The sequence below is a fragment of the Fictibacillus sp. b24 genome, from assembly GCF_030348825.1.
Taxonomy (GTDB): domain Bacteria; phylum Bacillota; class Bacilli; order Bacillales; family Fictibacillaceae; genus Fictibacillus.
The window spans coordinates 3,028,891-3,051,378 of the sequence record NZ_JAUCES010000005.1 but is presented as its reverse complement, the minus strand read 5'-3'; the positions used below and the strand labels follow the sequence as shown (position 1 = coordinate 3,051,378).

Here is a 22,488-nt window from a genome sequence, read left to right as displayed (position 1 = left end):
ATGCCTCGCCTCTATAAAAGTCGGAATAGTACAATCATCAAATCACATACCCTTAAACGACATGCATCGTGAGGAGGTAGCTTGATGATTAAACGCTTTAACAGGCTTGCTATTGAACTTCCGACGCCGACGAACCCTGATGCGAATGCAGCGGCGGCTGTTCAGGAATTGTTAGGCGGACGGTTTGGTGAGATGTCTACACTCAATAACTATATGTATCAGTCATTTAACTTTAGAAAAAGAGGAAAGTTGAAGCCGTTTTTTGATTTGGTTTCAAGTATAACGGCAGAAGAATTTGGCCATGTTGAACTCGTTTCCCATACGATCAACATGATGATCTATGGAACAACAAGGCCTGGTGATGTGAACTCAGCACCGATGGCAGCTGCGACTGACAAAAGAAACACACAGCATTTTATTGCTACGGCTCAAACATCATTTCCCTTCGATTCCATGGGAAAAGCGTGGAATGGTGATTATGTATTCAGCAGCGGCAACCTATTGCTGGATCTTTTGCACAACTTCTTCTTAGAGTGCGGGGCACGTACTCATAAGATGAGAGTTTATGAAATGACTAGTAATCCAGTGGCACGAGAGATGATCGGATATCTTCTCGTTCGTGGGGGCGTTCACGTTCTCGCTTATGCGAAGGCTATTGAAATGGTAACAGGTGTAGATATTAAAAAGATGCTCCCAGTTCCTGACCTAGAGAACTCAGCGTTTGAAACAACACGAAAGTTTGAGGCAGAAGGTGTTCACAGAAAGCTGTATACGTTCAGTGATACAGATTATCGGGATATTGCTTTGATCTGGGCAGGCGAGCATCCATTAGGCGGTCCGCTTGAAACGGTAATTGGTGCCCCAGAAGGTGCTCCAATGCCAGAATTGCGCTCCATCTCAGAAGAGTTCGCACCAGGCATCTCTCACGAGGATTTTATGCAAATTGCTGAAAGACTGAAAAAGAATGCGGGAATAAGCTGAGAGACCGGCGATGTGCGGTCTTTTTTTTGTGAAGTTAACTAATTTGTTAGATTTCGTAAATCCTATATTTGTTCTATAAGATATGATAGAAAAAAAGCGTGAGGGGATGAAAACGATGACCTACAAGCAAATTAAGTGGCTCATACTCTTACTTCCTACATTTTCAGTTGGTATGTGGGAATATTTGCGTCATTCCATTTTAGAAGAATATATCTCTATGAGTTCTGGAAACTGGGTTTCAGCGATCATTGTATTTTTAGTAACCTTATATTTTCTAAACATTTTGTTTGGCAAGCTTGAGGGCATGCAGCAAGAATTACAAAGAGAAAGATCAGAAAAAGCGGTATTGGAAGAAAGAGAGAAAATCGCTAAAGAACTTCATGATGGTATTGCACAGTCGTTGTTTTTTTTATCTGTACAAGTCAACAAGCTAGAAGTCGACCGTAACTCCCCAAACTATCAAAAATTAAAGAAAACACTGCAGCATATCCATGATGATACACGAAGTGCGATACAAAACTTAAGAACTGGATCAGTTACTTCAGATGTAACATGGATAAGCTCACTTCACCAGTTTTTTGATGATATCGAAAACACCCATTCTCTTAGAATTTACCGTGACTGGAAAATGGCCGACCATAGTCTATCTACTAAAGAAAAAATCGAACTGTTTGCTTGTGTAAAAGAAGCGATTATTAATGTGATTAAACATGCTGATACAGATGAAGTATGGGTGAGCGCTAGGGAAAGTGAAAACGGATGGTTTTGTGAGGTTGTGGATAAAGGTAAAGGCTTTACAGCGTCCACTCAATCAGAAGGATTTGGTCTAAAGATCGTTAAAGACAGAGCAGTATCAATGGGATGGGATTTAGAGATTCTAAGTGACCAAGAAAAAACAGCGGTACGTATTAAAGGAGAGGCTGCAGCATGACGCAATCCGTAAGAATCTTACTCGTAGATGACCATCTACTTGCCCGGGAAGGGGTAAAAGAACTTTTAGAGAATCAAAAAGAGTTTGTGATTGTTGGAGAAGCTGCTAATGGTATTCAAGCGATAGAAAAAACGAAGGAGCTTCTGCCAGATCTCGTGCTAATGGATATTTCGATGCCTAAAATGAATGGGCTTGATGCTACGAAAGCAATCAAACAGCAGTTTCCAAACATTAAAGTGGTCATGATGACCGTTTCGTATGACATCACCGATTGGTTTGAAGCATTGAAACGCGGTGCACAAGGATACTTGCTCAAGAACTTAAATACGGAAGATCTGCTGAATGGTCTAAAAGCTTATTCTTTAGATGAGATTCCGATGTCAAAAGAAATGGCGTTTCGCATCTGGAAAGAGTTTAAAAAGGATGGACAAGCTGAAGAATCATTATCAGCAAGAGAGTTGGAAGTTCTTCAGTTAGTAGCAAAAGGACATTCCAATAAAGAAATTTCTAATTCACTTAATATTTCAGAGAACACCGTGAAAACACATATGAAGAATATTTTAGGAAAACTGCAGTTGGAAAACCGTGTTCAACTCGCGAGTTATGCATACAATAACGGCATTGTTTAAATACTGGTGTCATACATTAGACACATTTTGAAATGGTAATCACCCTTTAGAGTGATTACCATTTCATGTTTGTTGATTATACTTTTCCATATCGAGTATGGAATAAGGAGAATTTAATCATGCAAGCAACTGCTTACCAACTATCAGATAAAGATGAGAATTCATTGAAAAAATCTCACAGTCTTTACCAAACATTTTGGAGATGGCATTTTTATGGCGGAATCATATTTGCACCTTTTTTAATTTTACTTGCCATTAGTGGTGCATTGTATTTGTATCAAGCAGAGATTGAGACGATGATTTATAAAGACAAGTTAATCGTTCAAAGAGGCGATCAATCACTACCGCTCTCACAGCAGATTGACACTGTAAAAGCGGAGTACCCTGAAGCAGAGATAGGTTCGATCAGACTTCCGAAAGAAGATAATCGAGCTACTTTAGTAAAAGTTATAGAAAATGATGTTGTTACACAGGTTTATGTTGACCCATACACAGCGTCTATAACAGGAACTATTCTTGATGAAGATCATTTCAAAAACGTTGTCGCTAAGCTTCACAGCGAGTGGATTGTTGGAGGAACATTCATTAATAGGTTCGTTGAACTGGCCGCATGTTGGACGATTATTATTTTAGTAACCGGGCTTTATATTTGGTGGCCAAGGAATAAAAAGACATTCATGGGGACGATTTTCCCTCGCCTGAAGAAGAATGGCCGCATGTTCTGGAGAGATCTTCACGCAGTCACAGCGTTCTGGCTGTCGCTGATGATTTTAATCCTTATCGTTACAGGTCTGCCATGGTCGGGTGTGATGGGAGAACAGATTAACAAACTGGCGACGAATGCCAATGCAGGTTATCCAACTTATGCATTCATGGCGCCAACAGCAGAAAAGACAACAGATGAGATCGCTGAAGATATTCCGTGGGCAACAGAGAACAACCCTGCTCCTGCTTCAAAAAAAGATGACGGTTCACTTTCTGTCGATCAAGTGATGTACTTAGCTCAAGAGAACAAGATTCAAAAGCCTTATACCATTTCAATGCCTGCAGGAGAAGATGGAGTATTTACTGTTGCTTCTTCACGAGATAAACCGGAAAATGAAGCGACTGTTTATTTTAACCAATATAACGGAGAAATCGTAGAGGATATAAGGTTTAGTGATTACGGTTGGATGGCTAAAGCCATTTCGATTGGTATCGCCTTGCATGAAGGTCATTATTTTGGACTTGCTAATCAGCTTTTAGGAGCAATAGCTGCTCTTGGTTTAGTAGCGATTGTCATCTTCTCACTCATCATGTGGAAGAAACGTAAACCTTCTGGAAGATTGGGAGTGCCAAAGAAATCGGACAAGAAGTTAAAACCGTGGATCATCATCCTCATGGTTATAACAGGTATTGTTATGCCACTCGCAGGTATATCTTTTATTTTCGTATTCTTGCTAGACCGTTTTGTTATACCTCGAGTAAAACCGCTTCAGGCTTGGCTATCTTAAAATATTATTAGAGGTGACCTTAAAATGAAAAAAATGATGTTGATTTTTGGACTAGTGCTGACGATGGCAATCTTGTCGGCATGCGGTTCAGGGGGATCAAAGGACGAGCACGAGAATCATAAGAACCACGAACAACATAATAGCGAAAGCAAGGAGACGTCTCAGTCATTAGACTGGGACGTTCAGTCGTTTTCTTTTAAAGACCAAAACGATGCTCAATTTGGGTTGGAAGACTTAAAGGGAAAAGTGTGGATGGCAAATTTTATCTTTACGAACTGTACGACAGTTTGCCCGCCAATGACTGCACATATGGCTAAACTTCAAGCAATGGCAAAAGAAGAGAATGTGGACGTAGAATTTGTTTCTTTCTCAATTGATCCCAAAAGAGATACTGCTGAGGCATTGACCAAATTTGGTGAAAACTATGATGCAAACTTCTCCAACTGGCACTTCCTTGGTGGCTATGAAGAGAAACAAATTGAACAGCTAGCAAGAGATTCATTCAAAACACCTGTAGTGGCTGATCCTAATTCCGATCAATTTATACATGCGTCAGCATTTTTCTTAGTTGATAAAGAAGGAACAGTCGTTTCTAGATATGATGGTGTGGAGAATACCCCATATGAAGAAATCATTAAGGACATGAAAAAAGAGTCTGGAAAATAAAATGATAGGTTAGGTGCAGTTGAAAGTGAGTAAATCCTCTAGAGAGATGGGCGAAAATGAAAGAAAAGAAAAATAGTTGGGGGTCTGACCCCAACTATTTTCTTTTCAATTGTTCACACAATAGTAAGGGTTATGAAGTCTAGATTCACCCAACTTATGATAAAACTATAGGTAGAATCGTGATATGGAGGTAATTCATTTATGAACCCGTTAAAAACGTTAAAAACAGTTGGATATCTTGAGGGTGCGTCTTTCTTGATTCTTCTGTTTATTGCAATGCCGTTAAAATACTTCTTGGATCAACCACTTGCTGTATCGATCGTTGGTGCTCTGCACGGTCTGTTGTTCGTGCTCTACATTCTAGCTATTCTTTATGTTTACAATGTAAAGAAATGGCCAATCATGCGTGCGTTTTTAGCATTAGTATCATCTGTATTGCCGTTTGGACCTTTCATCTTTGACCGAAAGTTTTTAAGAGACTGATCTATGTTTAATGGGAGGCACCTTGTTTAAGGTGCCTTCTTTCTTTTGGTTTGATTTGATGAAATAGCTGCTTTTTGTCGCAAGACCTATATTTTAGTTTTTAGACTTAATTGTGCAACGGTTAGACTTAATTTTTTTTGTTTTAGACTTAATTAGTATCGTTCTCGACTTAATCAGTATTTTAATAAAAAAATGTGTCTCTTGAGCGTGCACCTTTTCAACTTAATGTATATCTAAGAGGGACACATACTTAAATTGAATCATTTCGACCGTTGTTAACAATGATCCTACCCAATTTTTTATAAATTTCTCCAAAATACCTCAACTGAAGAATCAGCCAATTCCCTCTTCCCATCATGTTAAGAAATCATGTAGTTTGTTTTAATTTGCTAATATTCGGTTATTTATACCTTAAAATGTTCTTTAATAGGAGAGTCTATTTTAACGATCTTGCATCGCGAGCAATCGAAAGGCTTTAACGAGCTAGTGGCATGATGAACGAGCAAGGCCAATATATATTTTATATTAAGGTGGCAGATGTTGTTGTGACGAGGAGAATGTACGGCTTATCACACAAAGTTTTACGATCCCGCCGAGTTTAGATACATATTGGGTTGGTGAAGCAGGGCTAGCTCGATGCAGCACAACAAAATAATGACGTACAATCAAATTCACTTTGCTAAAGCGTTTAACAAACATCCAATTCCAACTGAAGGCAATGTGGTAAAAAGCAGCAGCTAAAAAAGGGAGGATTTTTATGGCGATTGAGCATGTAGCAGTCGAGCGGTTAAGTGAACAATTCAACAAGATTAGGTCATTATCTGAAAAACTAACGTCCAATCTTCAAAACGAAGATACAATTATTCAGGCTATGCCTGATGTTAGTCCTCCAAAGTGGCATCTTGCTCACACAACATGGTTTTTTGAACGGTTTATTTTAAAAGAAAAAAATCCCTCTTACGTCCCTTTCAATCCGCAATTTGACTATCTTTTTAACTCGTACTATGAAACCATTAGTTCGTATCACCCTAGACATTCCCGAGGTGTCCTCTCAAGACCATCAATGGATGAAGTGTATGCCTACCGTGCACATGTGAATGAAGGAATCTTAAGCATTTTAAAAGACTATGGCGAGCACGTGCCGCAAGAAATAGAAGATTTAATAGAGATCGGCCTTCAGCATGAGCAGCAGCACCAGGAACTCCTTTTAACTGATGTAAAATATAATTTCAGCTGTAATCCATTGCTGCCACAATATATGCAATCCTCATCTACCAATCAACAAGACTCTGAAGCACCATCACAAGCAACATATGTGAACATAGAAGGCGGCCTCGTGGAGATCGGTTTTACAGGTAAAGGGTTCTCGTTTGATAATGAGCGTCCTCGTCACAAAGTTTGGCTGAATTCTTATAAGTTAGCATCTCATCCGGTAACCAACGGTGAATATCTATCCTTTATTGAAGCAGGAGGATACGAGCAGCCGGAACATTGGCTGTCAGACGGTTGGGCAGCAGTCAAAAAAGAGAAGTGGAAACATCCTCTTTATTGGCGAAAAACAGAGGACGGCTGGTACACATTCACGTTAACCGGTGAAAAGAAACTAAATCTGGATGAACCGGTTTGTCATGTGAGTTTTTACGAGGCAGATGCCTTTGCAAGATGGAGCGGGAAACGCCTGCCGACTGAAGCAGAGTGGGAGCATGCGATTGCCTCCATCCCGATAGAAGGAAATTTTGTTGAAAGTGAAACGTACCATCCAGTTGTTGGTGAACCACAGTCAAAGTCACCGATTAAAAAAGCGTACGGAGATGTGTGGGAATGGACGAGTAGCCCGTACACTTCTTACCCTCAAAGCAAACCGCTTGAAGGCGCACTTGGTGAGTACAACGCCAAATTCATGTGCAATCAGATGGTTTTGCGAGGGGGATCATGTGTAACGTCCAGGTTGCATATACGTCCGACGTACCGAAACTTTTTCCAAGCGGATAAAAGATGGCAGTTTAGCGGAATCCGTCTGGCGGAGGACATGTCATGAAAACAGTAAAATCCAATGTCCATTATCACGTAGGAAACGAGCCAGAAACGGATATGTACAGTGAAGTGCTAAACGGATTACGAGCGGAGAAGAAAACCATTTCTCCTAAGTACTTTTATGATAAAAAAGGATCAGAGCTGTTTGAAGCGATTACCATGCTCGCTGAATATTATCCGACACGTACAGAGCTGTTTATTTTAAATAAATATAGAGATGAGATGGCTGCGGCAATTGGCACCGATACAGCGCTTGTTGAGTTTGGAAGCGGCAGCAGTGAAAAAGTGAGAACTCTGCTGGAGGCGATGCCTGAACTGAAAGAATATGTACCGATCGACATCTCAAAAGATTTTCTCTATCAATCAGCAAGAGCTCTTTCCATTGAGTATCCGCACTTAAATGTTCACGCTGTTTCTGCCGATTACACAGAAAAATTTGAAGTGCCAAAACTCGCGTCATCTAACAAGGCAGTGTTCTTTCCAGGTTCTACAATTGGGAACTTTGAACCTCATGAAAGGATAAACTTTTTAAAAATGACGGCTGATTTCCTAAAACCGAACGGCGGACTTTTGATCGGTGTAGACATGAAAAAAGATCATGCTGTATTAAACGCTGCTTACAATGATAGCAAAGGCATTACGAGTCAGTTTAACACCAATTTGCTGAACCGGTTAAACAGAGAACTTCTTGCAGACTTTAACCTTGAAAACTTCCATCATCATGCGTTTTATCACGCAGAAAAAGGAAGGGTTGAAATGCATCTCGTAAGTCTCAAAAATCAAACCATAACCATCGGCAGCGAACAAGTAACGTTCGCAGAAGGTGAAACCATTCACACTGAAAACTCTTATAAATTTACGATTGAGGAATTTCAAGATATTGCAGCGGGTTGCGGATTTACTCCGAAAAAGGTATGGGTAGATGAAAAGAACTGGTTCAGCATGCATTATTTGATGGTAGAATAGATTCCGGCAAAAACTCCTTTTAGAGGAGTTTTTTTCGTGCTGTAGAATGCGTAAGAAGGAGGTGCGGTTAATTGATAGCAGCTATTTTTTTGTTTATTATTGCAGGTTTAGCGGAGATCGGCGGAGGATATTTGGTCTGGCTTTGGCTCAGAGAATCTAAGCCATTTACATATGGATTAGCAGGGAGTCTTATCTTAGTTGCTTATGGCGTCATTCCAACTCTGCAAAACTTTCCGACCTTTGGGAGAGTGTATGCAGCGTACGGAGGTGTTTTTATTATTCTTGCCGTTCTATGGGGCTGGTTCGTTGACCGAAAAACGCCAGATTTATACGACTGGGTGGGGGCGGCAATCTGTTTAATTGGTGTATCAGTTATGCTTTGGGCACCTAGAAGTTAAAGCGCGTCACCATCAAACCGTTTCATTGGGCATTTTCCAAACAAAAGGAGATAATAAAAGAAAATGCATGAAAGAAGGGGTATACATGGAATTGAAAGGCATTCACCACGTTTCTGCGCTTACGGCAAATGCGCCTGAAAACTTTAAATTTTATACAGAAGTAATGGGTTTAAGGCTGATTAAGAAAACGGTGAATCAGGACGATACGAGTGTGTATCATTTGTTTTATGGTGATGAAAAAGGAAATCCAGGGACAGAACTGACGTTTTTTGAAATTCCGATGGCAGGAAGAAACCATGACGGCAATAACAGCATTTCGGCAATCTCATTACGAGTAAAAAATGATGCAGCTCTTCGCTTTTGGCAAGATCGCTTGAAGCAAAACGGCATTGAAACCGATGAACTAAAGGACCGTGCAGGACGCCAGACGCTAGCCTTCAGAGACCTTGAAGGCCAAAGGCTGATCTTGGTTTCAGATGAAAACAATAGAGGTGTTGCCGGCGGACAGCCGTGGAGTAAGAGCACAACACCAGAAGAAAACGCGATTATCGGCCTTGGCCCTGTAAGACTGACCGTTCCAGCAGCCGAACCAACTGTTCAAGTATTAACGGAACTTTTAGGTTTTCGTAAAAAAGGCACATTTGAACCTGAAGTTGGGGGACAGCCTGATATCATTGTGTTAGAAACTGGTGAAGGCGGAAGCGGTGCTGAAATTCATGTGGAAGAACGAACGGACATTCCTGGGGAACGCCTTGGTCGCGGCGGCGTGCACCATGTGGCCTTCCGCGTTGATAACGAGGATGAACTTAGAAAATGGATCGAAAAAGTAAAAACATCCAGATTTCCGAATTCGGGATTTGTGGATCGCTTCTACTTTAAATCACTGTACTTCCGAGAGCCAAACCGCATTCTTTTTGAACTTGCAACAGATGGTCCTGGATTTGATACGGATGAAGAACTTGAGCATCTCGGTGAGTCTTTGGCTTTGCCTCCATTTTTAGAGCCTCACCGTGAGGAAATTGAAGCGAAACTAAAGCCTCTTCATACAAAGCAATAGGTCAATTTTAAAAGCTGTTTTCGCATACTTTGTTGCTTTTGGAAGTGGTTGATTTCCGTTCCAGGTGCTCGTTTTCCGCGGGGCAGGCGGTGAGCCACATTCGTAACGTTTCACTTTTAAGTGTCTCACCTGCCCGCCTGTCCCGCAGGAGTCTCGCACCCTCCACTCCAATCAACAATCATAGAAGACAACATTTTAAAGTGAAAATCTTTTAGAAAAGAACTTTTTAAAAAGATTGCTGCTTGTGAATCTTTTCCTTCACTTTGTGCCAAAACTGCTAAACAAAAACGCTTGAATCATTCGTGATTCAAGCGTTTTTTCATGCAAAGATGTAATAAAAATCTCAATTTAGGAAAAAGTAAAAAACGCTAGGAATAAACAGCAGCGGAGGTTTTTCTCATGTTATTAACTTGGTTTACTGGACTTTTACTATTGGCAAATTCTCTTCAATCACCTGATTCTTTAACGGTGAACCAACAGGGAAAGATGATCGCTGAAATCAATCGTGTACAATTTGTAGCTCCCATTCCTGGGATACCTATGGTTGATGAAACGAAATTCTCTTCATTCCTTGAGCTGCTTGATAAAAGATCCTTCAAAGCTCCCATTAATGCAAAACTTAATGATTACGGCGGTATTGTCCCAGGTGAAGTAGGTTACCGGCTAAATCGCAGTGCATTTAAAGAAAAGTTTTATACCTATTTTTTTTCAACGGGATCTCAGAAGATGGATGTACCTGAAATGAACATCTATCCGAAAGTGGATACAGAAGTTCTGGCACATATAAAAACACAGCAGATCGGCCAATATGTTACATACTTCAATTCAAATAATAAAAGCAGAACGACAAACATTGAACTGGCTGCAAAAGCATTGGATAGTCATGTTGTCTTTCCGAATGAGACCTTTTCATTTAACAAAGTAGTTGGAAGAAGAACAACTGCAAAAGGGTATAAAAGTGCACCTATAATTGTAAGAGGTGAACTGTCAGAAGGAGTTGGTGGAGGAATCTGTCAGGTTTCATCTACCTTGTTTAATGCCGTTGATCGTGCAGGATTACGAATTGTTCAGCGCTATTCTCACAGCAAACGCGTTCCCTATGTTCCATCAGGCCGTGACGCAACAGTAAGCTGGTACGGACCTGATTTTCAGTTTCAAAACAAATACAACCAGCCCATCTTAATTCGAGCCAAACGTTATGGTGGCAGTTTAGTAATAAAACTGTATTCTTCTGAGATTCTTGATGAAAAAACAAGAAAAGTTCCAAATGCACCTACGAACATACCTGAAGAAATTCATATTGAACAAGATGTGCATCTTTCTAACCCTAAGAGATAATTTGAAGTACAATAATGTAAAATAAGAAGTGTTATAAATGGGGGAGATGGATGTTTTGCAGACACTCGAAAAATTAACTAACCGCTTTTGGTATCAAACGCCTGTTTCCGAAACAGATCGTCCAATTTTAGGAGCAGTAGTTGGAAATGATAGGACATTAATGATCGATGCTGGAAACTCAGAGGATCATGCACAATATTTTTTAGAAGAACTTAAAAAGAACAGTATACCAACCCCTAGCCTTATCGCTATCACTCACTGGCATTGGGATCATATCTTTGGACTTTCAGCATTGAACATACCATCTATTGCTTCTAGCAATACGAAAACAAAAATGGAGGAACTGCTTCCTTTTTCTTGGTCAGATGCAGCAATTGATGAGCGAGTGAAACAAGGGATTGAAATTGAATTCTGTGCGGAAGCGATCAAAAAAGAATTCCGAGATCACCGTAATATTACCATTAAACTGCCTACGATCACGTTTGAAGAAAAATTAGAGATCGATTTAGGCGGTGTAACATGCGTCCTTCAACACGTAGGGGGAGACCACACTTCAGACTCTATCGTAGTCTACATAAAAGAAGAGAAAATCTTGTTTTTAGCGGATTGCATGTATGCCAATATGTACGCACCGAAAAATAATTATACGGTGGAAAAAACATTGAAATTACTGGATTTAGTGGAATCTTATGACGCAGAATTTTATATTTTTTCGCATTGGAAACCTGCGAATAAGCAAGAGTTTGAAAGTGAAGCATCATTGTTAAGAAAACTTGCAACCCTCACTCAAAAACATAGAGGTAATATTGGTGACATTACAGAAGAATATAGAGTTGAAACCGGACGTGATTTAACGGAAGATGAAGTGGAAACCATCCAATTTTTTGTTAACGGCTATGAGCTAAACAACTAGACTGATAGAATAGGAGAATACGATGATTCAAGAATTCAAGGTAAAAATTGAACAGTTTGAAGGGTTAGAAAGACAGATCCGCGTGTGTTTGCCGTATGGATATGAAGAAAGTGAAGAAAGCTATCCTGTACTTTACATGCATGACGGTCAGAACCTTTTTAGGGATGAAGATGCGAGCTACGGTGTATCATGGGGACTTTCGGACTTTTTAGAAAATAGTAAAACGCCTCTCATCATCGTTGGAATTGACTGCAACCATGAAGGATTTCAGCGTTTAAATGAATATGGACCTTGGGAAAATCCGACTGTTGGACCTGAACTTTTAAAGATTGAAGGGGTATACGGTGGAAAAGGTGCAGCGTATATTGAGTATCTTCTTCATACATTGAAACCGCTAATTGATGAAAAATACAGAACAAAACCGGAAGAAACTCTAATGGCCGGCAGTTCAATGGGCGGTTTGATCTCTACATATGCAGCGTGTCGCTACCCTAACGTTTTTAGCCGGGTGGCAAGTCTCTCTTCGGCGTTTTGGTTCAATCAAAAAGAGATTGAGAGTTTTATACAAAAAAGCGATTTAAGCGGATTGAAAAAGTTTTACATGGATATTGGGACAGATGAGGATACCTCAAAAGTGGATGCGAACCATTATATCCGCTCTTCTGAAACGGTCTATGAAGTGTTGAAGGAAAAAGGAATTGACGTACGCTTTGACATTATTGAAGGTGGAAAACACCATGAATCAGCTTGGCGCGAACGAATGCCTGAAATTATCCAATATTTGATGAAGTAAAGGGAGTGATTAGGCGTTGATTACGTTTGAAAGAATGGACAACAATCAGTTCAAGGAATATCTGGAGTTCATGATGCCAGATTATATTCAAGATACTTCTGAACATTATATGATGACGAAAGAGCAAGCAACTGAAAAAGCAGAAAAGCAAATGGAAAGTCTGCTTCCAGATCAGGAGAAAACAGAAGGACAGCATTTTTTTTACATAAAAAGCGGTGAACAAGTCGCAGGCTACCTATGGTTTCATGTTTCTAAGGAAGAGAAGAGTGCTTTTCTTTATCACATCTATATTTTAGAGAGCTTTCGAAAGCAAGGTATTGCAAAAAATGCACTCCGTTTTTTTGAAAATGAATCAAAAGACGAAGAAGCAGTATATTGCGGGTTGCATGTCTTTGGCACGAATGAGAATGCGATTGAACTTTATCGAAAGCTAGGCTACAAACAAGCATCGATTTCAATGAACAAAGTTTTGTAAACGTTTTAAAAAAAGGAGAAATATCATGCGTAAAATTGGTTTACAACTATACTCTATACAATCAGAGGCTGAGAAGAATTTATTAGATACGTTATCAAAGGTAAAAATGATGGGTTATGACAGTGTTCAGTTTGCAGGGCTTTTTGGCATTTCTTCTAAAGAAGTAAAAAAGGTACTAGATGCGAACGACTTAACAGTTGCCGGCGCTCATATTCCGCTAGAACAATTTTCGGGGGACGCTTTTAAAAAGCAGATGGAAGATCAGCTAGTTTTGGGAAATGATTTGATGATCATGCCTTATTTAACGGAAGAACAAAGACAATCCATCGATGATTATAAGCGGGTTGCGGAAGTATTGAACGAAGCTGGTTACAGAAGCAAAGAGTACGGCATTCGCGTTGCCTATCATAACCATGATTTTGAATTTTATGAGCTTGATGGAAAGCTGCCGTTCGATGTGATCTACCGTGAAACCGATCCTGAACTAGTCAAAATGGAACTCGATACGTACTGGGCAAAGTATGCTGGTTATGAGCCTGAAGAGCTTCTGAATACGTATCGTTTCCGCTGTGTGTCTTTTCACCTAAAAGATATGGTTGAGAAAAACGGTCAGAAGCAGAGTACGATCGCAGGAACAGGCAAGTTGGATTTAAGCCATTTCTTAAAGTTAGCGGATGAACAAAAAGTAGACTATTGTGTTATCGAGCAGGAACATTTTGAAGGGGATTTACTAGCTGAAGTGGAAAAAGGAGTGCAGAACGTTAAGGCGCTTTTATAAGGGAGACGGCCAACATGGAAGATGTAAAGTTTGTTCCCTATAGAGAAGAACAATTTGATGCCATTCAAGAGCTGAACAAGACAGAAGGCTGGACTCAGCTCGTTGATCGCTATGAAGAAACTAAAACAGCATGGAGAAATTCGAACGTGGCATATGTCATGTTAAAGGATGAAACAGTAGTCGGATATGTTCGGGGACTAACAGATGGACATGTAACTCTGTATATTTGCGAGATGCTGATCTCGAAATCCTATAGAGGCAAGGGATTAGGGAGTAAATTATTAACGTTTATCCATGGCAAGCACCCTCGAACTCGCATGGAAATGCTTGCATCAAGCACATCGCATACTTTTTATGAATCACAAAGCTTTAGGCCATTCTATGGTTTTCGCAAAACGTTTGAAGAAATTATTTCTTAGGAGGCGTTTTCAATGAGTGAAAAAGTAACGAGTATTGCCCCGATTCAGAGCCATATAAATAATGTATTTGTTCACGTATCTGATCTGAAGAAGTCTGTAGAATGGTATGCCAAACTGTTAGGTGTAACGATTGATGCGAGTGAAGTGAAATCCCCTGTCCACAACATCCCAGTAACGGGACAAACTGGATTGACTCTTGACGACCACACGTTTGATCCATCCTTTCACCGAGCACCAGGTACAGGGCCGATGTTTAATCTATATGCCCCAGACATTGAGGCAGCTTATGCAGACATGAAGGAAAAGAAGTTGAACGTGATACGCGAGATTGAGTGGCACGGCGAAGTGGCTTGGTTCAATGTAGAGGACCCAGACGGAAACGTGGTAATGATTTGTAATTGTTAGAGTTACGGGGGGCAATTTTATGAAAGAAACATTAACCATACTTCATACAAATGATCTGCATGGTCATTATGACCTAGCTTTAAGGCAATCAGCGTACATAAAAAACAGAAAGCAAGAACTTAAAGGTAAGAACGAACATGTAATCGCTGTAGATGGCGGTGATCACCTTGATATGAGTATGAACGAATGTCTGGCAACAGGTGGATACATTCATCTTGACATGCTTGCTTCAACGGGTTATGACGCATTGTCTGTTGGGAATAATGAACTCTTACGTTTGCCTAAAGAAAAGATCAGACAGTTAAGTATAGATTCGAACGTTCCTTGGCTACTTCTCAATTTAGAAGAGGCAGATGGTTCTCAAATTGGCGGTACGAAAAAAACAATAATGCTGGAAATGGGTCAGTTAAAAATCGGTATGTTTGGTGCTACGGATCTCTTTGAAGACATATACGAAAATAAGCATGGGTTTCGTAATAGAAATACAGTGACAGTCATAAAAGAAGCTGTATCTGAACTAAGAGAAGCAGGAGCCAACCTCATTATCTTCCTCTCACATATGGGGAATAAGGTAGATGTTGAACTTGCTAAAGAGCTTTCTGGTTTGATAGATGTTATCGTTGGAGCTCATAGTCATACTGTTCTACAAAAACCAGAAGTCGTTTCAGATGTTGTGATTGTCCAAGCAGGCTGCTACGGTCAATATGTAGGAGAACTGCAGATTACGGTTGATCTGGAGAATAAAAAAGTAATTGATCATCATGGTCGATTAATTGAGATGACATTAGATGACCAGATAGATTCAGAACTAGAAATTGTGTTAAAAAAAGGAAGACTGCAAGCAGAGAAGTTCTTGTCTGAAGTAATTTATTATACAGAGGAAGATCTCTCACATGAACAAATTGTAAGGTTAGCAGCTGCTAGTTTAAAGGAACACTGGAACTCTGAAATTGGCATCATGTACGGTGGTGGCGTAACAGAGGGATTAGGTAAAGGTAATATAACAAAAGGTAGTGTAGTTAACGTCTGTAAAAGCATGCATTCACCTGTCATTATGCAGATTACAGGACAGCAACTCACCGGCCTGATTAGTGAGTCGTATAACGATGAGATCGTGAATAGACCAATCTATGGAGGCGGATTTCGGCCACACGGTATTCCAATTGGAAAGCTGCAGTTTTCAGGTGTTAGCTGGGATGGACAAGGTGAACATATTACCAACATCCTTGTAAACGGAGAAGGAATTGACTTATTGAAAACCTATACTGTTGGTACGGGAACTCCTATGTTATATGAAGATATTTCAGGCTATCAAAACGTTAAGGGAAATAAACTTATTGAGGTCGGAAAGGATATTATGGTTAAAGATGTACTTATTAACTATATGAAAAAACAGTATCTGAATTCCCAAACAATGGTGTAGTAAGTTGAGAAATCGTTGTTTAGGTCTAACATTAACGTTATTACTTTTAACCTCGTGTTCAAATTCTGAGCAGGAAAAAGAGGATAGCAGCATATCCAAAAGAGTATTAAACATCGTAAACAAAAACGACAAGAAGACTGTAAAGCTCGCGATCTCTCCAGAAGAAGTTCCGAAATTTACAGTTGCAGATCAAGATCTATATCGGATTTATGATATAGATGGCACGTATATTGTTCAAGAGTTGGAATCATTTAAGACTGATGCGAAGATTGATTATCAATATGAAATTAGCGCTTTTGAGTTTTGGATGTTATCGTTCTATTTAGACCGTAATAAGGAAGAAGAAAACTGACCAAAAAGGGTACCTGAAGTGCACCTGTGGTCAGTTTTTGCTTTGTAGGAATGCTAACTAAAAACTTTTCACCCTTCCACAAAAAAGTTATTTAAAATCTTTCCCTTCTTTGACAAGTTGATTGGAGTGCAAGGTGCTAGACTCCTGCCCCGCGGAAAGCGAGCATCCTGGAGCGCAAATCAACTCCCTCAAAGAGCAACAAGACTACAGCAACAGACTTACATAAATAACCTGCTAGTTAGTTAAACATTACATCTATCAAGCATTTTCCTATTTGTGGTAAAGTATAGGGTAGAATGACTCGGGAGGGATCGATATGAACGATCAGAAAATAGAGCTGTTAAAAAACGAGTTCGAAAATCTTGTAAGCGTTAACATAACATCGACCGAAGACTTAAAGACGTTTTTATCCCAGCAAAAGAAAGTGTATGAAAGAGAAGAAGAAAAGATGCTTAGGCATTACATTGCTTTTCAGTGCCAAAGTGATAGCGATGAAATCAGACAAGTATATGAATTCGACCAGCAGCACATCAAGCCTTTGTTTAAAAAATATCAATCTATATTGGATGAGAAAGTTTTAGAATCTCCATTTTTAGCTGAACTTCCTGATAATCAATATGGCGAGTATAAGAAGAAGCTGAGAACTCAGTTTGCACTTTTTCAAGAGGCGAACTTAGAAATTGAGAAACAAGAAGACGCTCTAGTTAACCAATATTTCGAGATAACTGGAGGATTAACAGCAAACTGGGAAGGAAAAGAAGTGACGATCAGTGAGCTGTTCGCTCACTTTAGAGACTCTAATCGTAATACACGGAAAAACGCAATCGAAGCTTTGTACGAACCGATTTTAAAGAAAGAAGAAAAGCTGCAAAGCATTCTGGACGAGCTTATTCAGCTGCGCACAAAAAAAGCAGAAAATGCAGGATTAAATGGTTTTGCAGATTATATGTTTAAGAAGTATTATCGATTTGACTACACGCCTGAAGATTGCACACAGCTTGCAGAATCCATTCGTGAACATGTCGTTCCACTTGCTCTTCAACTGCAAAAAGAGCATAAAAATGAGATCGGGCTTGACGATTACAAACCTTGGGATGTTAGAGCTGTACCAGAAAACAGAAATCCGTTAAAACCAGTAGATTCAGATGTTGAATTAATCAATAAATCTGCAAAGGTGCTGGGTGAACTCGATCCTGAATTTGGTTCACTTGTACATGAAATGAATGAGAAGAAGCTGTTTGATCTGACAAGCAGAAAAGGAAAAGCACAAGGTGGCTTTTGTGAGAACTTGCCAGAGACAGGCCTTCCATTTATATTTATGAACCTGACAAAGACTGATGGGGATTTAGTTGTTTTCATGCATGAGATGGGTCATGCCATCCATGATTTATTAAAGAGAGATCAAGAGTTATATGCGTATAAACAAATCCCGATGGAGTCGGCTGAGCTTGCTAGTATGAGTATGGAGCTTTTCACGATGAATCGCTGGAATGAGTTTTACAAAACGGAAGAAGAATTAAATCGTGCGAAGAAAGACCAACTGAAAGGAGCCATAATGAGCCTGCCTTATATTATGGTAATTGATCAGTTTCAGCATTGGCTGTATCAGCATCCAAATCATACTTGGAAAGAACGCACGAAGAAATTTGGAGAACTTAAGGATCGATACGATGCTTCCATTATAGATTGGAAGGGGTGCGAAGAATGGAAAGAAAAAGGCTGGCTGTACACCCTTCATATTTATGAAGTTCCTTTCTATTTTATTGAATACGCGATCTCTCAGCTAGGTGCTCTTCAACTATACAAAAACTATAAAGAAAATCCTGAAGAAACAGTTCGAAAGTATAAACAAGCATTAAAACTCGGCAGCTCCAAACCGCTTCCAGAGGTTTATGAAGCAGCAGGAATTAAATTGGATTTCTCATCAAAAACAATTGCTGAACTTATGGAGTTTGTCTCGAAAGAACTGGATTTGCTGACTGTAAGTTAACTAAGAAAACAAATATTTAACGAATTTAAATAATTTAAAGGTATTGAATAGACTTAGTAGAACTATAGAGATAAGGCGCACTTTATAAAAAATCTGTAGCTAATGAGATAACCAATAAAGAGGTGTCCATAAATTCTTGTCATAACCGGTTGGTGAGAGAGAAATTAATTTGCTTTGCCGACAAACCAAAATCCGATATTGAGCCGGACTCTATTCCCAGCGGACAAAGGAGATTGTATGCTGGATTCTCAATAACGAGAGTAAAATATGCACGTTTAATGGACGATTAGGATTCATTTTCCTTTCAGAGGGAAAATAGAGTTAAATGGCATATTGCATATGGGGCAATTATTCGGATAACGAGGGGTGAAAGGTATGAGAAAACCCGATGACGAGAAATTATGGGACACAGGTACATCAGAATTTGAAGAAGGCGATAGAATCACCTTTCACAATACCGAACAAGGTGTTGAGAAAACTTATATAGTTAAACGAGTGAAAGCCAATGGAGACATAGAACTTGTATATTCGGTTAAAAAACCAAGACCTCCTATGCAATAAATTTAACAGATTCAATAGAGAAAAACAGCTTGCAGCTTTGTGAGCTGTTTTTGTTTTTGATTTCAAATAAAATATAACCATTTATTCCATAAAAAGATGGTTTTAAACGAATAATTGGATAATAGTAATAGGAATGATAAATTATGGGTGTTTACATGTAATGTAATAAGGCTAAATATGAGGAAACCACTTTATTTGAGAGGAAGTATCATATGACACATAAACCATTAATAGGACTTACTAGTACGGTTATGTCCATCAACACAATTGAAACCCAAAATGAAAATGTTGATACAATCGTTGTATATAATAAATTTGCAGAAACAGTAAGAGATGCAGGAGGGATTCCTGTTGTTATTCCGATGGGTAAGCCTGAGGAAGCAGAATACTATGCCAACTTGTGTGATGGGATCATCTTTACAGGCGGTGAGGACATCAGTTCGATCACATACGGTCATGAACCGCATCCTAAAGTGAAAAAAGTAAACAAACACCGTGATGATTTTGAAATTGAATTAGTAAAAAAAGCACGTGAAAACGAAAAAGCCATCCTAGCGATGTGCAGAGGGTACCATCTATTAAATGTCAGCTATGGCGGTACAATTGTTCAAGATGTAGAGAGTGAGTTTTCCGATAGCATCAACCATTTTCAAAAATCTGCCACTCGAACAGAACCTTCTCACACAGTTACTCTGGATGAAGACAGTAAACTATATCAAATCGTAGGGGAAAAAGAAGTTGCCGTAAACAGCTTCCATCACCAAGCGATTGGGAAAGTCGGCAAAGGGTTGCGAGTAGCAGCCAGGGCTGCAGATGGTGTAATTGAAGCATTGGAGCTTGAAGACAAAGAAAAGACATTTTTGTTAGGTACTCAATGGCATCCGGAAGAATTGAGACATGAAAATAAGAACATGATGGCGATTATTACAACGTTTATTAAAGAAGCGAGTAAAAAATAAATCGTTACGAATCAAAACCTCCGTTCGCTGGAGGTTTTTTTCATGAAGAGGAAAGGGAATGTATATAGAAGGAAACTTTTTCGTATCGTAAACGTAATGTAGGATAGAAACTTTTGAGGAGGCTGTCTCATGAATGTATCGAGACTTTTAAAAATAATCTCAGGAGGTATTGAAGCATTTCTTGGCATTCCTTTTCTAGGAGGGGCTATAATCCTCGCTTCAGCTTGGGGCCCACTTCAATTCATGTTCGTCTTTCATTTAATCACACTCGTTATTTGTATCGTTCAAAAAGAAAGATTCACCGGCAGTGTTTTAGGGCTCATCACTTCCGTGGTAGGATACTTGCCGTTTATCGGAATGGCCATGCACATTGTAACAGCTATCGTACTATTATTTGATGCAGCAAGAGGCAGCCGTAAAAAGAAAAATGAGCACGTTATTGATGTGAGAAAAGGATATTAAATCGTGTAGTATAAAACGAAAAAGCTTTCAGCCAAACAAGACAGGTTGAAAGCTTTTTTAATTGGAAATAAAAGGGTTAACTAGGTGTGGATGTAGGGTATTTGTAAGAAAACATATGTTAAGAAGGGAAGAAAAAGTAGTGGAACTTGGAATGGTTTTTATAATTGAATTGCTCATAGCTTATTATTTATTTTACAGGCACCTCTTTATAACAAAGATCGGTGGTTTTGGGCGATTTTAGGTTTATTCTTTGGTATCATGACGTTAAGTATCTTTCTCATTCAAACAGATCGGAAATTGCTAGGCTGACTTCTATTAATCTTTACGGTTATCTCAAGCATACTAGGGATTTTGTTTTAATATGTTTTGATTTGGGCTGTTTTTTTCTCCAAAGGATAATGTTTTTGAGGAGGCAGGTGAGAGAAAGTGGCAAAACATCTTGTTTTTGTTTACGGAACCCTTAGAAAAGGTGGAAGCAATGATCATTTTTTAAATAAGGCAGTGTATATAGAAGAAAAATGCTTCGCGGAAGGCCAGCTCTACGATACCGGCTTTGGATACCCGGCGTTAGTAGTCGAGAGCGGGAAGTGGGTAACCGGTGAGTTATATAAAGTCACATCGGATGATTTAAAGCGTTTAGACCGACTTGAAGATTTTGAGGAAAACGGAACAAACAATCTCTACGATCGTATAATTGCTACGATTCGGACAACAGTTGGAGAGATAGAAGCGTTATTATACATAATGAAGAAAAAAGAAAAGCATTTTTTACCGATCCCAGAAAATGATTGGCTGAAGTATTTTAATAAATAACAAACAAAAAAGAGGTTGCCATTTTCATGGTCAGCCTCTTTTATTATTATAATGAGAAATCTTCTCTATTTAGCAATCAAGGTATTAATACAATGAACAGCTGAGTCGACGTCATCAAACCGCTGAAGGGAGTTTGTTTCAATCTGAATCACTTCGAACGATTGATCGTTCTTCAAATACTTAACAGAAAAAACGGCTGTGTGGTTTTCACTAAAGGTGTGCGTAATATCGGATTCAATATACTGTTTGTTCTGCAAGTTTAAAAGTATAGCTTTCACATCTGGTTGGTTCATGATACATCGTCCCCTTTCTATTATGGGGGAACTTGTTAGGAACCCAAATAATATAATATTTTCCTTTCTTAACATTTATGCTAACATAAGTATTTTGGTAAGTACAGGTAACGGAAGTCCCGTTCTTCCAAATTCACCGTTTTTTTATCGTCAAAATGGTATCTACTTCGACATTACCTTTCAATGCCCGCGAAATCATACACGAATGCTCAGCTTTTATGGCGAGTTTTTGTAAGATTGTCGAAATGTCTTTTGACGGGTCATGTTTGATCGTGACGACAGGTCTATGAATGATCTTTTGATACGTAATTACCCCGTTTGTTACATCGACAATTCCTTCAGATTCCATCGTTAAATCTATCTTTTCAATCTTACTTCGTTCCAACATGGCAGCAAGCGTTATGATATAGCAAGTGGCAGCCGCTCCAAGCAGCATCTCATCAGGATTAGTGCCGATCCCAGGCCCATCCATCTCGGGAGGAATTGATACCGTTGTTTGTAGATTCTTCGTTTCAATCGTTCCCGAATCATTTCTGCCACCTGGCCAATGTGCTTTTAAATGAAAAACATGTTGAGCCATTTACCATTCACCTCTTTTTGTTCTTATCTCTAGTGTAAAGGATAGAGAATTATTCGTCACATTTCCTGTTTATATGAAAAATATCAAAAAAACGGCTTTTATGGTTATCCAAATCGAAAGCTTAGGAAATAAAGTACTATTTCAATCATTGAAAAACGAAACACTGCATTTTTGCAGTAAGAAATGCAGAAAACACCCTATGCAAATAAAGAGATTTAGCAAAGGAAATAAATTGTTGGGGGACTGTCCCTCAAGAAGTCCCTCATGTATACTTAATCTTATTAAGTATACATGAG

Annotated in this window: 28 protein-coding genes; 25 read left to right on the top strand and 3 right to left on the bottom strand. The window is 39.2% G+C overall.

What is annotated here, in order from left to right:
* Window positions 1-84: 84 nt before the first annotated feature.
* From QUF49_RS15915 to QUF49_RS15870, 10 genes are all read left to right on the top strand, one after another.
* A complete protein-coding gene (locus QUF49_RS15915; protein WP_289496643.1) occupies window positions 85-981 on the top strand; it encodes a manganese catalase family protein in 897 nt (298 codons plus the stop codon).
* 115 nt (window positions 982-1,096) lie between these two features.
* Complete coding sequence (locus QUF49_RS15910) at window positions 1,097-1,912, top strand: sensor histidine kinase (RefSeq protein WP_289496641.1); 816 nt, start codon at window positions 1,097-1,099, stop codon at window positions 1,910-1,912.
* Entirely contained in the window at window positions 1,909-2,541 is a 633-nt protein-coding gene (locus tag QUF49_RS15905) for a response regulator (protein ID WP_289496640.1), read from the top strand. Before QUF49_RS15910 ends, QUF49_RS15905 begins: the two co-directional genes overlap by 4 nt.
* A 119-nt stretch (window positions 2,542-2,660) precedes the next feature.
* Window positions 2,661-4,034, top strand: a complete 1,374-nt coding sequence (locus QUF49_RS15900) for a PepSY-associated TM helix domain-containing protein (RefSeq protein ID WP_289496639.1) — start codon at window positions 2,661-2,663, stop codon at window positions 4,032-4,034.
* Between the two features lie 24 nt (window positions 4,035-4,058).
* The gene (locus QUF49_RS15895; protein WP_289496637.1) at window positions 4,059-4,700 is read left to right on the top strand and encodes an SCO family protein; all 642 of its coding nucleotides are present in this window, start codon (window positions 4,059-4,061) and stop codon (window positions 4,698-4,700) included.
* Window positions 4,701-4,901: 201 nt separating this feature from the next.
* Window positions 4,902-5,183, top strand: coding sequence for a DUF3817 domain-containing protein (locus tag QUF49_RS15890; RefSeq protein WP_289496636.1), 282 nt, complete (start codon window positions 4,902-4,904; stop codon window positions 5,181-5,183).
* Window positions 5,184-5,940: 757 nt separating this feature from the next.
* Window positions 5,941-7,221, top strand: coding sequence for an ergothioneine biosynthesis protein EgtB (gene egtB / locus QUF49_RS15885; RefSeq protein WP_289496635.1), 1,281 nt, complete (start codon window positions 5,941-5,943; stop codon window positions 7,219-7,221).
* Entirely contained in the window at window positions 7,218-8,183 is a 966-nt protein-coding gene (gene egtD / locus QUF49_RS15880; RefSeq protein ID WP_289496634.1) for an L-histidine N(alpha)-methyltransferase, read from the top strand. Before egtB ends, egtD begins: the two co-directional genes overlap by 4 nt.
* 71 nt (window positions 8,184-8,254) lie before the next feature.
* On the top strand, window positions 8,255-8,581 hold the full coding sequence (locus QUF49_RS15875) for a YnfA family protein (RefSeq protein WP_289496633.1): 327 nt from the start codon (window positions 8,255-8,257) through the stop codon (window positions 8,579-8,581).
* Window positions 8,582-8,666: 85 nt separating this feature from the next.
* Window positions 8,667-9,638, top strand: a complete 972-nt coding sequence (locus tag QUF49_RS15870) for a ring-cleaving dioxygenase (RefSeq protein ID WP_289496632.1) — start codon at window positions 8,667-8,669, stop codon at window positions 9,636-9,638.
* Here QUF49_RS15870 and QUF49_RS15865 read toward each other — a convergent pair.
* Window positions 9,612-9,797 (bottom strand): hypothetical protein, encoded by a 186-nt coding sequence (locus tag QUF49_RS15865; RefSeq protein ID WP_289496631.1) that lies wholly within the window; start codon window positions 9,795-9,797, stop codon window positions 9,612-9,614. The two genes, QUF49_RS15870 and QUF49_RS15865, sit on opposite strands and share 27 nt — an antisense overlap.
* Window positions 9,798-10,037: 240 nt before the next feature.
* Between QUF49_RS15865 and QUF49_RS15860 the strand changes: the two genes are divergently transcribed.
* The 15 genes from QUF49_RS15860 (at window position 10,038) to QUF49_RS15790 (ending at window position 21,319) form a co-directional block, all read left to right on the top strand.
* Complete coding sequence (locus tag QUF49_RS15860; RefSeq protein WP_289496630.1) at window positions 10,038-10,976, top strand: VanW family protein; 939 nt, start codon at window positions 10,038-10,040, stop codon at window positions 10,974-10,976.
* Window positions 10,977-11,031: 55 nt separating this feature from the next.
* Window positions 11,032-11,889: an MBL fold metallo-hydrolase gene (locus QUF49_RS15855; protein ID WP_289496629.1), complete on the top strand. Its 858-nt coding sequence runs from the start codon at window positions 11,032-11,034 to the stop codon at window positions 11,887-11,889.
* Window positions 11,890-11,911: 22 nt separating this feature from the next.
* Window positions 11,912-12,682, top strand: a complete 771-nt coding sequence (locus tag QUF49_RS15850; protein ID WP_289496628.1) for an alpha/beta hydrolase — start codon at window positions 11,912-11,914, stop codon at window positions 12,680-12,682.
* A 16-nt stretch (window positions 12,683-12,698) separates the two neighbouring features.
* Window positions 12,699-13,157, top strand: coding sequence for a GNAT family N-acetyltransferase (locus QUF49_RS15845; protein ID WP_289496627.1), 459 nt, complete (start codon window positions 12,699-12,701; stop codon window positions 13,155-13,157).
* A 25-nt stretch (window positions 13,158-13,182) separates the two neighbouring features.
* Window positions 13,183-13,935 (top strand): sugar phosphate isomerase/epimerase family protein, encoded by a 753-nt coding sequence (locus QUF49_RS15840; RefSeq protein WP_289496626.1) that lies wholly within the window; start codon window positions 13,183-13,185, stop codon window positions 13,933-13,935.
* Between the two features lie 14 nt (window positions 13,936-13,949).
* Window positions 13,950-14,354: a GNAT family N-acetyltransferase gene (locus QUF49_RS15835; RefSeq protein ID WP_289496625.1), complete on the top strand. Its 405-nt coding sequence runs from the start codon at window positions 13,950-13,952 to the stop codon at window positions 14,352-14,354.
* A gap of 12 nt (window positions 14,355-14,366) precedes the next feature.
* Window positions 14,367-14,759, top strand: a complete 393-nt coding sequence (locus QUF49_RS15830) for a VOC family protein (RefSeq protein ID WP_289496623.1) — start codon at window positions 14,367-14,369, stop codon at window positions 14,757-14,759.
* A gap of 19 nt (window positions 14,760-14,778) precedes the next feature.
* Window positions 14,779-16,182, top strand: a complete 1,404-nt coding sequence (locus QUF49_RS15825; protein WP_289496622.1) for a bifunctional metallophosphatase/5'-nucleotidase — start codon at window positions 14,779-14,781, stop codon at window positions 16,180-16,182.
* A 4-nt stretch (window positions 16,183-16,186) separates the two neighbouring features.
* Entirely contained in the window at window positions 16,187-16,534 is a 348-nt protein-coding gene (locus QUF49_RS15820) for a hypothetical protein (RefSeq protein ID WP_289496620.1), read from the top strand.
* A gap of 117 nt (window positions 16,535-16,651) precedes the next feature.
* Entirely contained in the window at window positions 16,652-16,780 is a 129-nt protein-coding gene (locus QUF49_RS15815) for a hypothetical protein (protein WP_289496619.1), read from the top strand.
* Between the two features lie 70 nt (window positions 16,781-16,850).
* Window positions 16,851-18,524 (top strand): M3 family oligoendopeptidase, encoded by a 1,674-nt coding sequence (locus QUF49_RS15810; protein ID WP_289496618.1) that lies wholly within the window; start codon window positions 16,851-16,853, stop codon window positions 18,522-18,524.
* 375 nt (window positions 18,525-18,899) lie between these two features.
* Entirely contained in the window at window positions 18,900-19,085 is a 186-nt protein-coding gene (locus QUF49_RS15805; protein WP_289496617.1) for a hypothetical protein, read from the top strand.
* A 212-nt stretch (window positions 19,086-19,297) separates the two neighbouring features.
* Window positions 19,298-20,044 carry a gamma-glutamyl-gamma-aminobutyrate hydrolase family protein gene (locus QUF49_RS15800; protein WP_289496616.1) on the top strand — a complete coding sequence of 249 codons (747 nt, stop codon included), beginning with the start codon at window positions 19,298-19,300 and terminating at the stop codon, window positions 20,042-20,044.
* A gap of 129 nt (window positions 20,045-20,173) precedes the next feature.
* Window positions 20,174-20,506: a hypothetical protein gene (locus QUF49_RS15795; RefSeq protein ID WP_289496615.1), complete on the top strand. Its 333-nt coding sequence runs from the start codon at window positions 20,174-20,176 to the stop codon at window positions 20,504-20,506.
* 426 nt (window positions 20,507-20,932) lie between these two features.
* A complete protein-coding gene (locus QUF49_RS15790; RefSeq protein ID WP_289496614.1) occupies window positions 20,933-21,319 on the top strand; it encodes a gamma-glutamylcyclotransferase family protein in 387 nt (128 codons plus the stop codon).
* Between the two features lie 65 nt (window positions 21,320-21,384).
* Here the strand turns inward: QUF49_RS15790 and QUF49_RS15785 are convergent, their stop codons facing one another.
* Both QUF49_RS15785 and QUF49_RS15780 read right to left on the bottom strand, forming a co-directional pair.
* Window positions 21,385-21,612: a DUF1797 family protein gene (locus QUF49_RS15785; protein WP_289496613.1), complete on the bottom strand. Its 228-nt coding sequence runs from the start codon at window positions 21,610-21,612 to the stop codon at window positions 21,385-21,387.
* Window positions 21,613-21,745: 133 nt separating this feature from the next.
* Window positions 21,746-22,192, bottom strand: a complete 447-nt coding sequence (locus QUF49_RS15780) for an OsmC family protein (RefSeq protein WP_289496611.1) — start codon at window positions 22,190-22,192, stop codon at window positions 21,746-21,748.
* Window positions 22,193-22,488 lie beyond the last annotated feature (296 nt).

Bases quoted from the DNA above. Each gene is read 5' to 3' on its own strand.
- QUF49_RS15825 (WP_289496622.1), top strand. From the start codon at position 14,779: ATGAAAGAAACATTAACCATACTTCATACAAATGATCTGCATGGTCAT.
- QUF49_RS15895 (WP_289496637.1), top strand. From the start codon at position 4,059: ATGAAAAAAATGATGTTGATTTTTGGACTAGTGCTGACGATGGCAATC.
- QUF49_RS15785 (WP_289496613.1), bottom strand. From the start codon at position 21,612: ATGAACCAACCAGATGTGAAAGCTATACTTTTAAACTTGCAGAACAAA.
- QUF49_RS15800 (WP_289496616.1), top strand. From the start codon at position 19,298: ATGACACATAAACCATTAATAGGACTTACTAGTACGGTTATGTCCATC.
- QUF49_RS15830 (WP_289496623.1), top strand. From the start codon at position 14,367: ATGAGTGAAAAAGTAACGAGTATTGCCCCGATTCAGAGCCATATAAAT.
- QUF49_RS15795 (WP_289496615.1), top strand. From the start codon at position 20,174: ATGAATGTATCGAGACTTTTAAAAATAATCTCAGGAGGTATTGAAGCA.
- QUF49_RS15915 (WP_289496643.1), top strand. From the start codon at position 85: ATGATTAAACGCTTTAACAGGCTTGCTATTGAACTTCCGACGCCGACG.
- egtD (WP_289496634.1), top strand. From the start codon at position 7,218: ATGAAAACAGTAAAATCCAATGTCCATTATCACGTAGGAAACGAGCCA.
- QUF49_RS15810 (WP_289496618.1), top strand. From the start codon at position 16,851: ATGAACGATCAGAAAATAGAGCTGTTAAAAAACGAGTTCGAAAATCTT.
- QUF49_RS15890 (WP_289496636.1), top strand. From the start codon at position 4,902: ATGAACCCGTTAAAAACGTTAAAAACAGTTGGATATCTTGAGGGTGCG.
- QUF49_RS15900 (WP_289496639.1), top strand. From the start codon at position 2,661: ATGCAAGCAACTGCTTACCAACTATCAGATAAAGATGAGAATTCATTG.
- QUF49_RS15835 (WP_289496625.1), top strand. From the start codon at position 13,950: ATGGAAGATGTAAAGTTTGTTCCCTATAGAGAAGAACAATTTGATGCC.
- QUF49_RS15860 (WP_289496630.1), top strand. From the start codon at position 10,038: ATGTTATTAACTTGGTTTACTGGACTTTTACTATTGGCAAATTCTCTT.
- QUF49_RS15840 (WP_289496626.1), top strand. From the start codon at position 13,183: ATGCGTAAAATTGGTTTACAACTATACTCTATACAATCAGAGGCTGAG.
- QUF49_RS15850 (WP_289496628.1), top strand. From the start codon at position 11,912: ATGATTCAAGAATTCAAGGTAAAAATTGAACAGTTTGAAGGGTTAGAA.
- QUF49_RS15805 (WP_289496617.1), top strand. From the start codon at position 18,900: ATGAGAAAACCCGATGACGAGAAATTATGGGACACAGGTACATCAGAA.
- QUF49_RS15905 (WP_289496640.1), top strand. From the start codon at position 1,909: ATGACGCAATCCGTAAGAATCTTACTCGTAGATGACCATCTACTTGCC.
- QUF49_RS15870 (WP_289496632.1), top strand. From the start codon at position 8,667: ATGGAATTGAAAGGCATTCACCACGTTTCTGCGCTTACGGCAAATGCG.
- QUF49_RS15780 (WP_289496611.1), bottom strand. From the start codon at position 22,192: ATGGCTCAACATGTTTTTCATTTAAAAGCACATTGGCCAGGTGGCAGA.
- QUF49_RS15910 (WP_289496641.1), top strand. From the start codon at position 1,097: ATGACCTACAAGCAAATTAAGTGGCTCATACTCTTACTTCCTACATTT.
- egtB (WP_289496635.1), top strand. From the start codon at position 5,941: ATGGCGATTGAGCATGTAGCAGTCGAGCGGTTAAGTGAACAATTCAAC.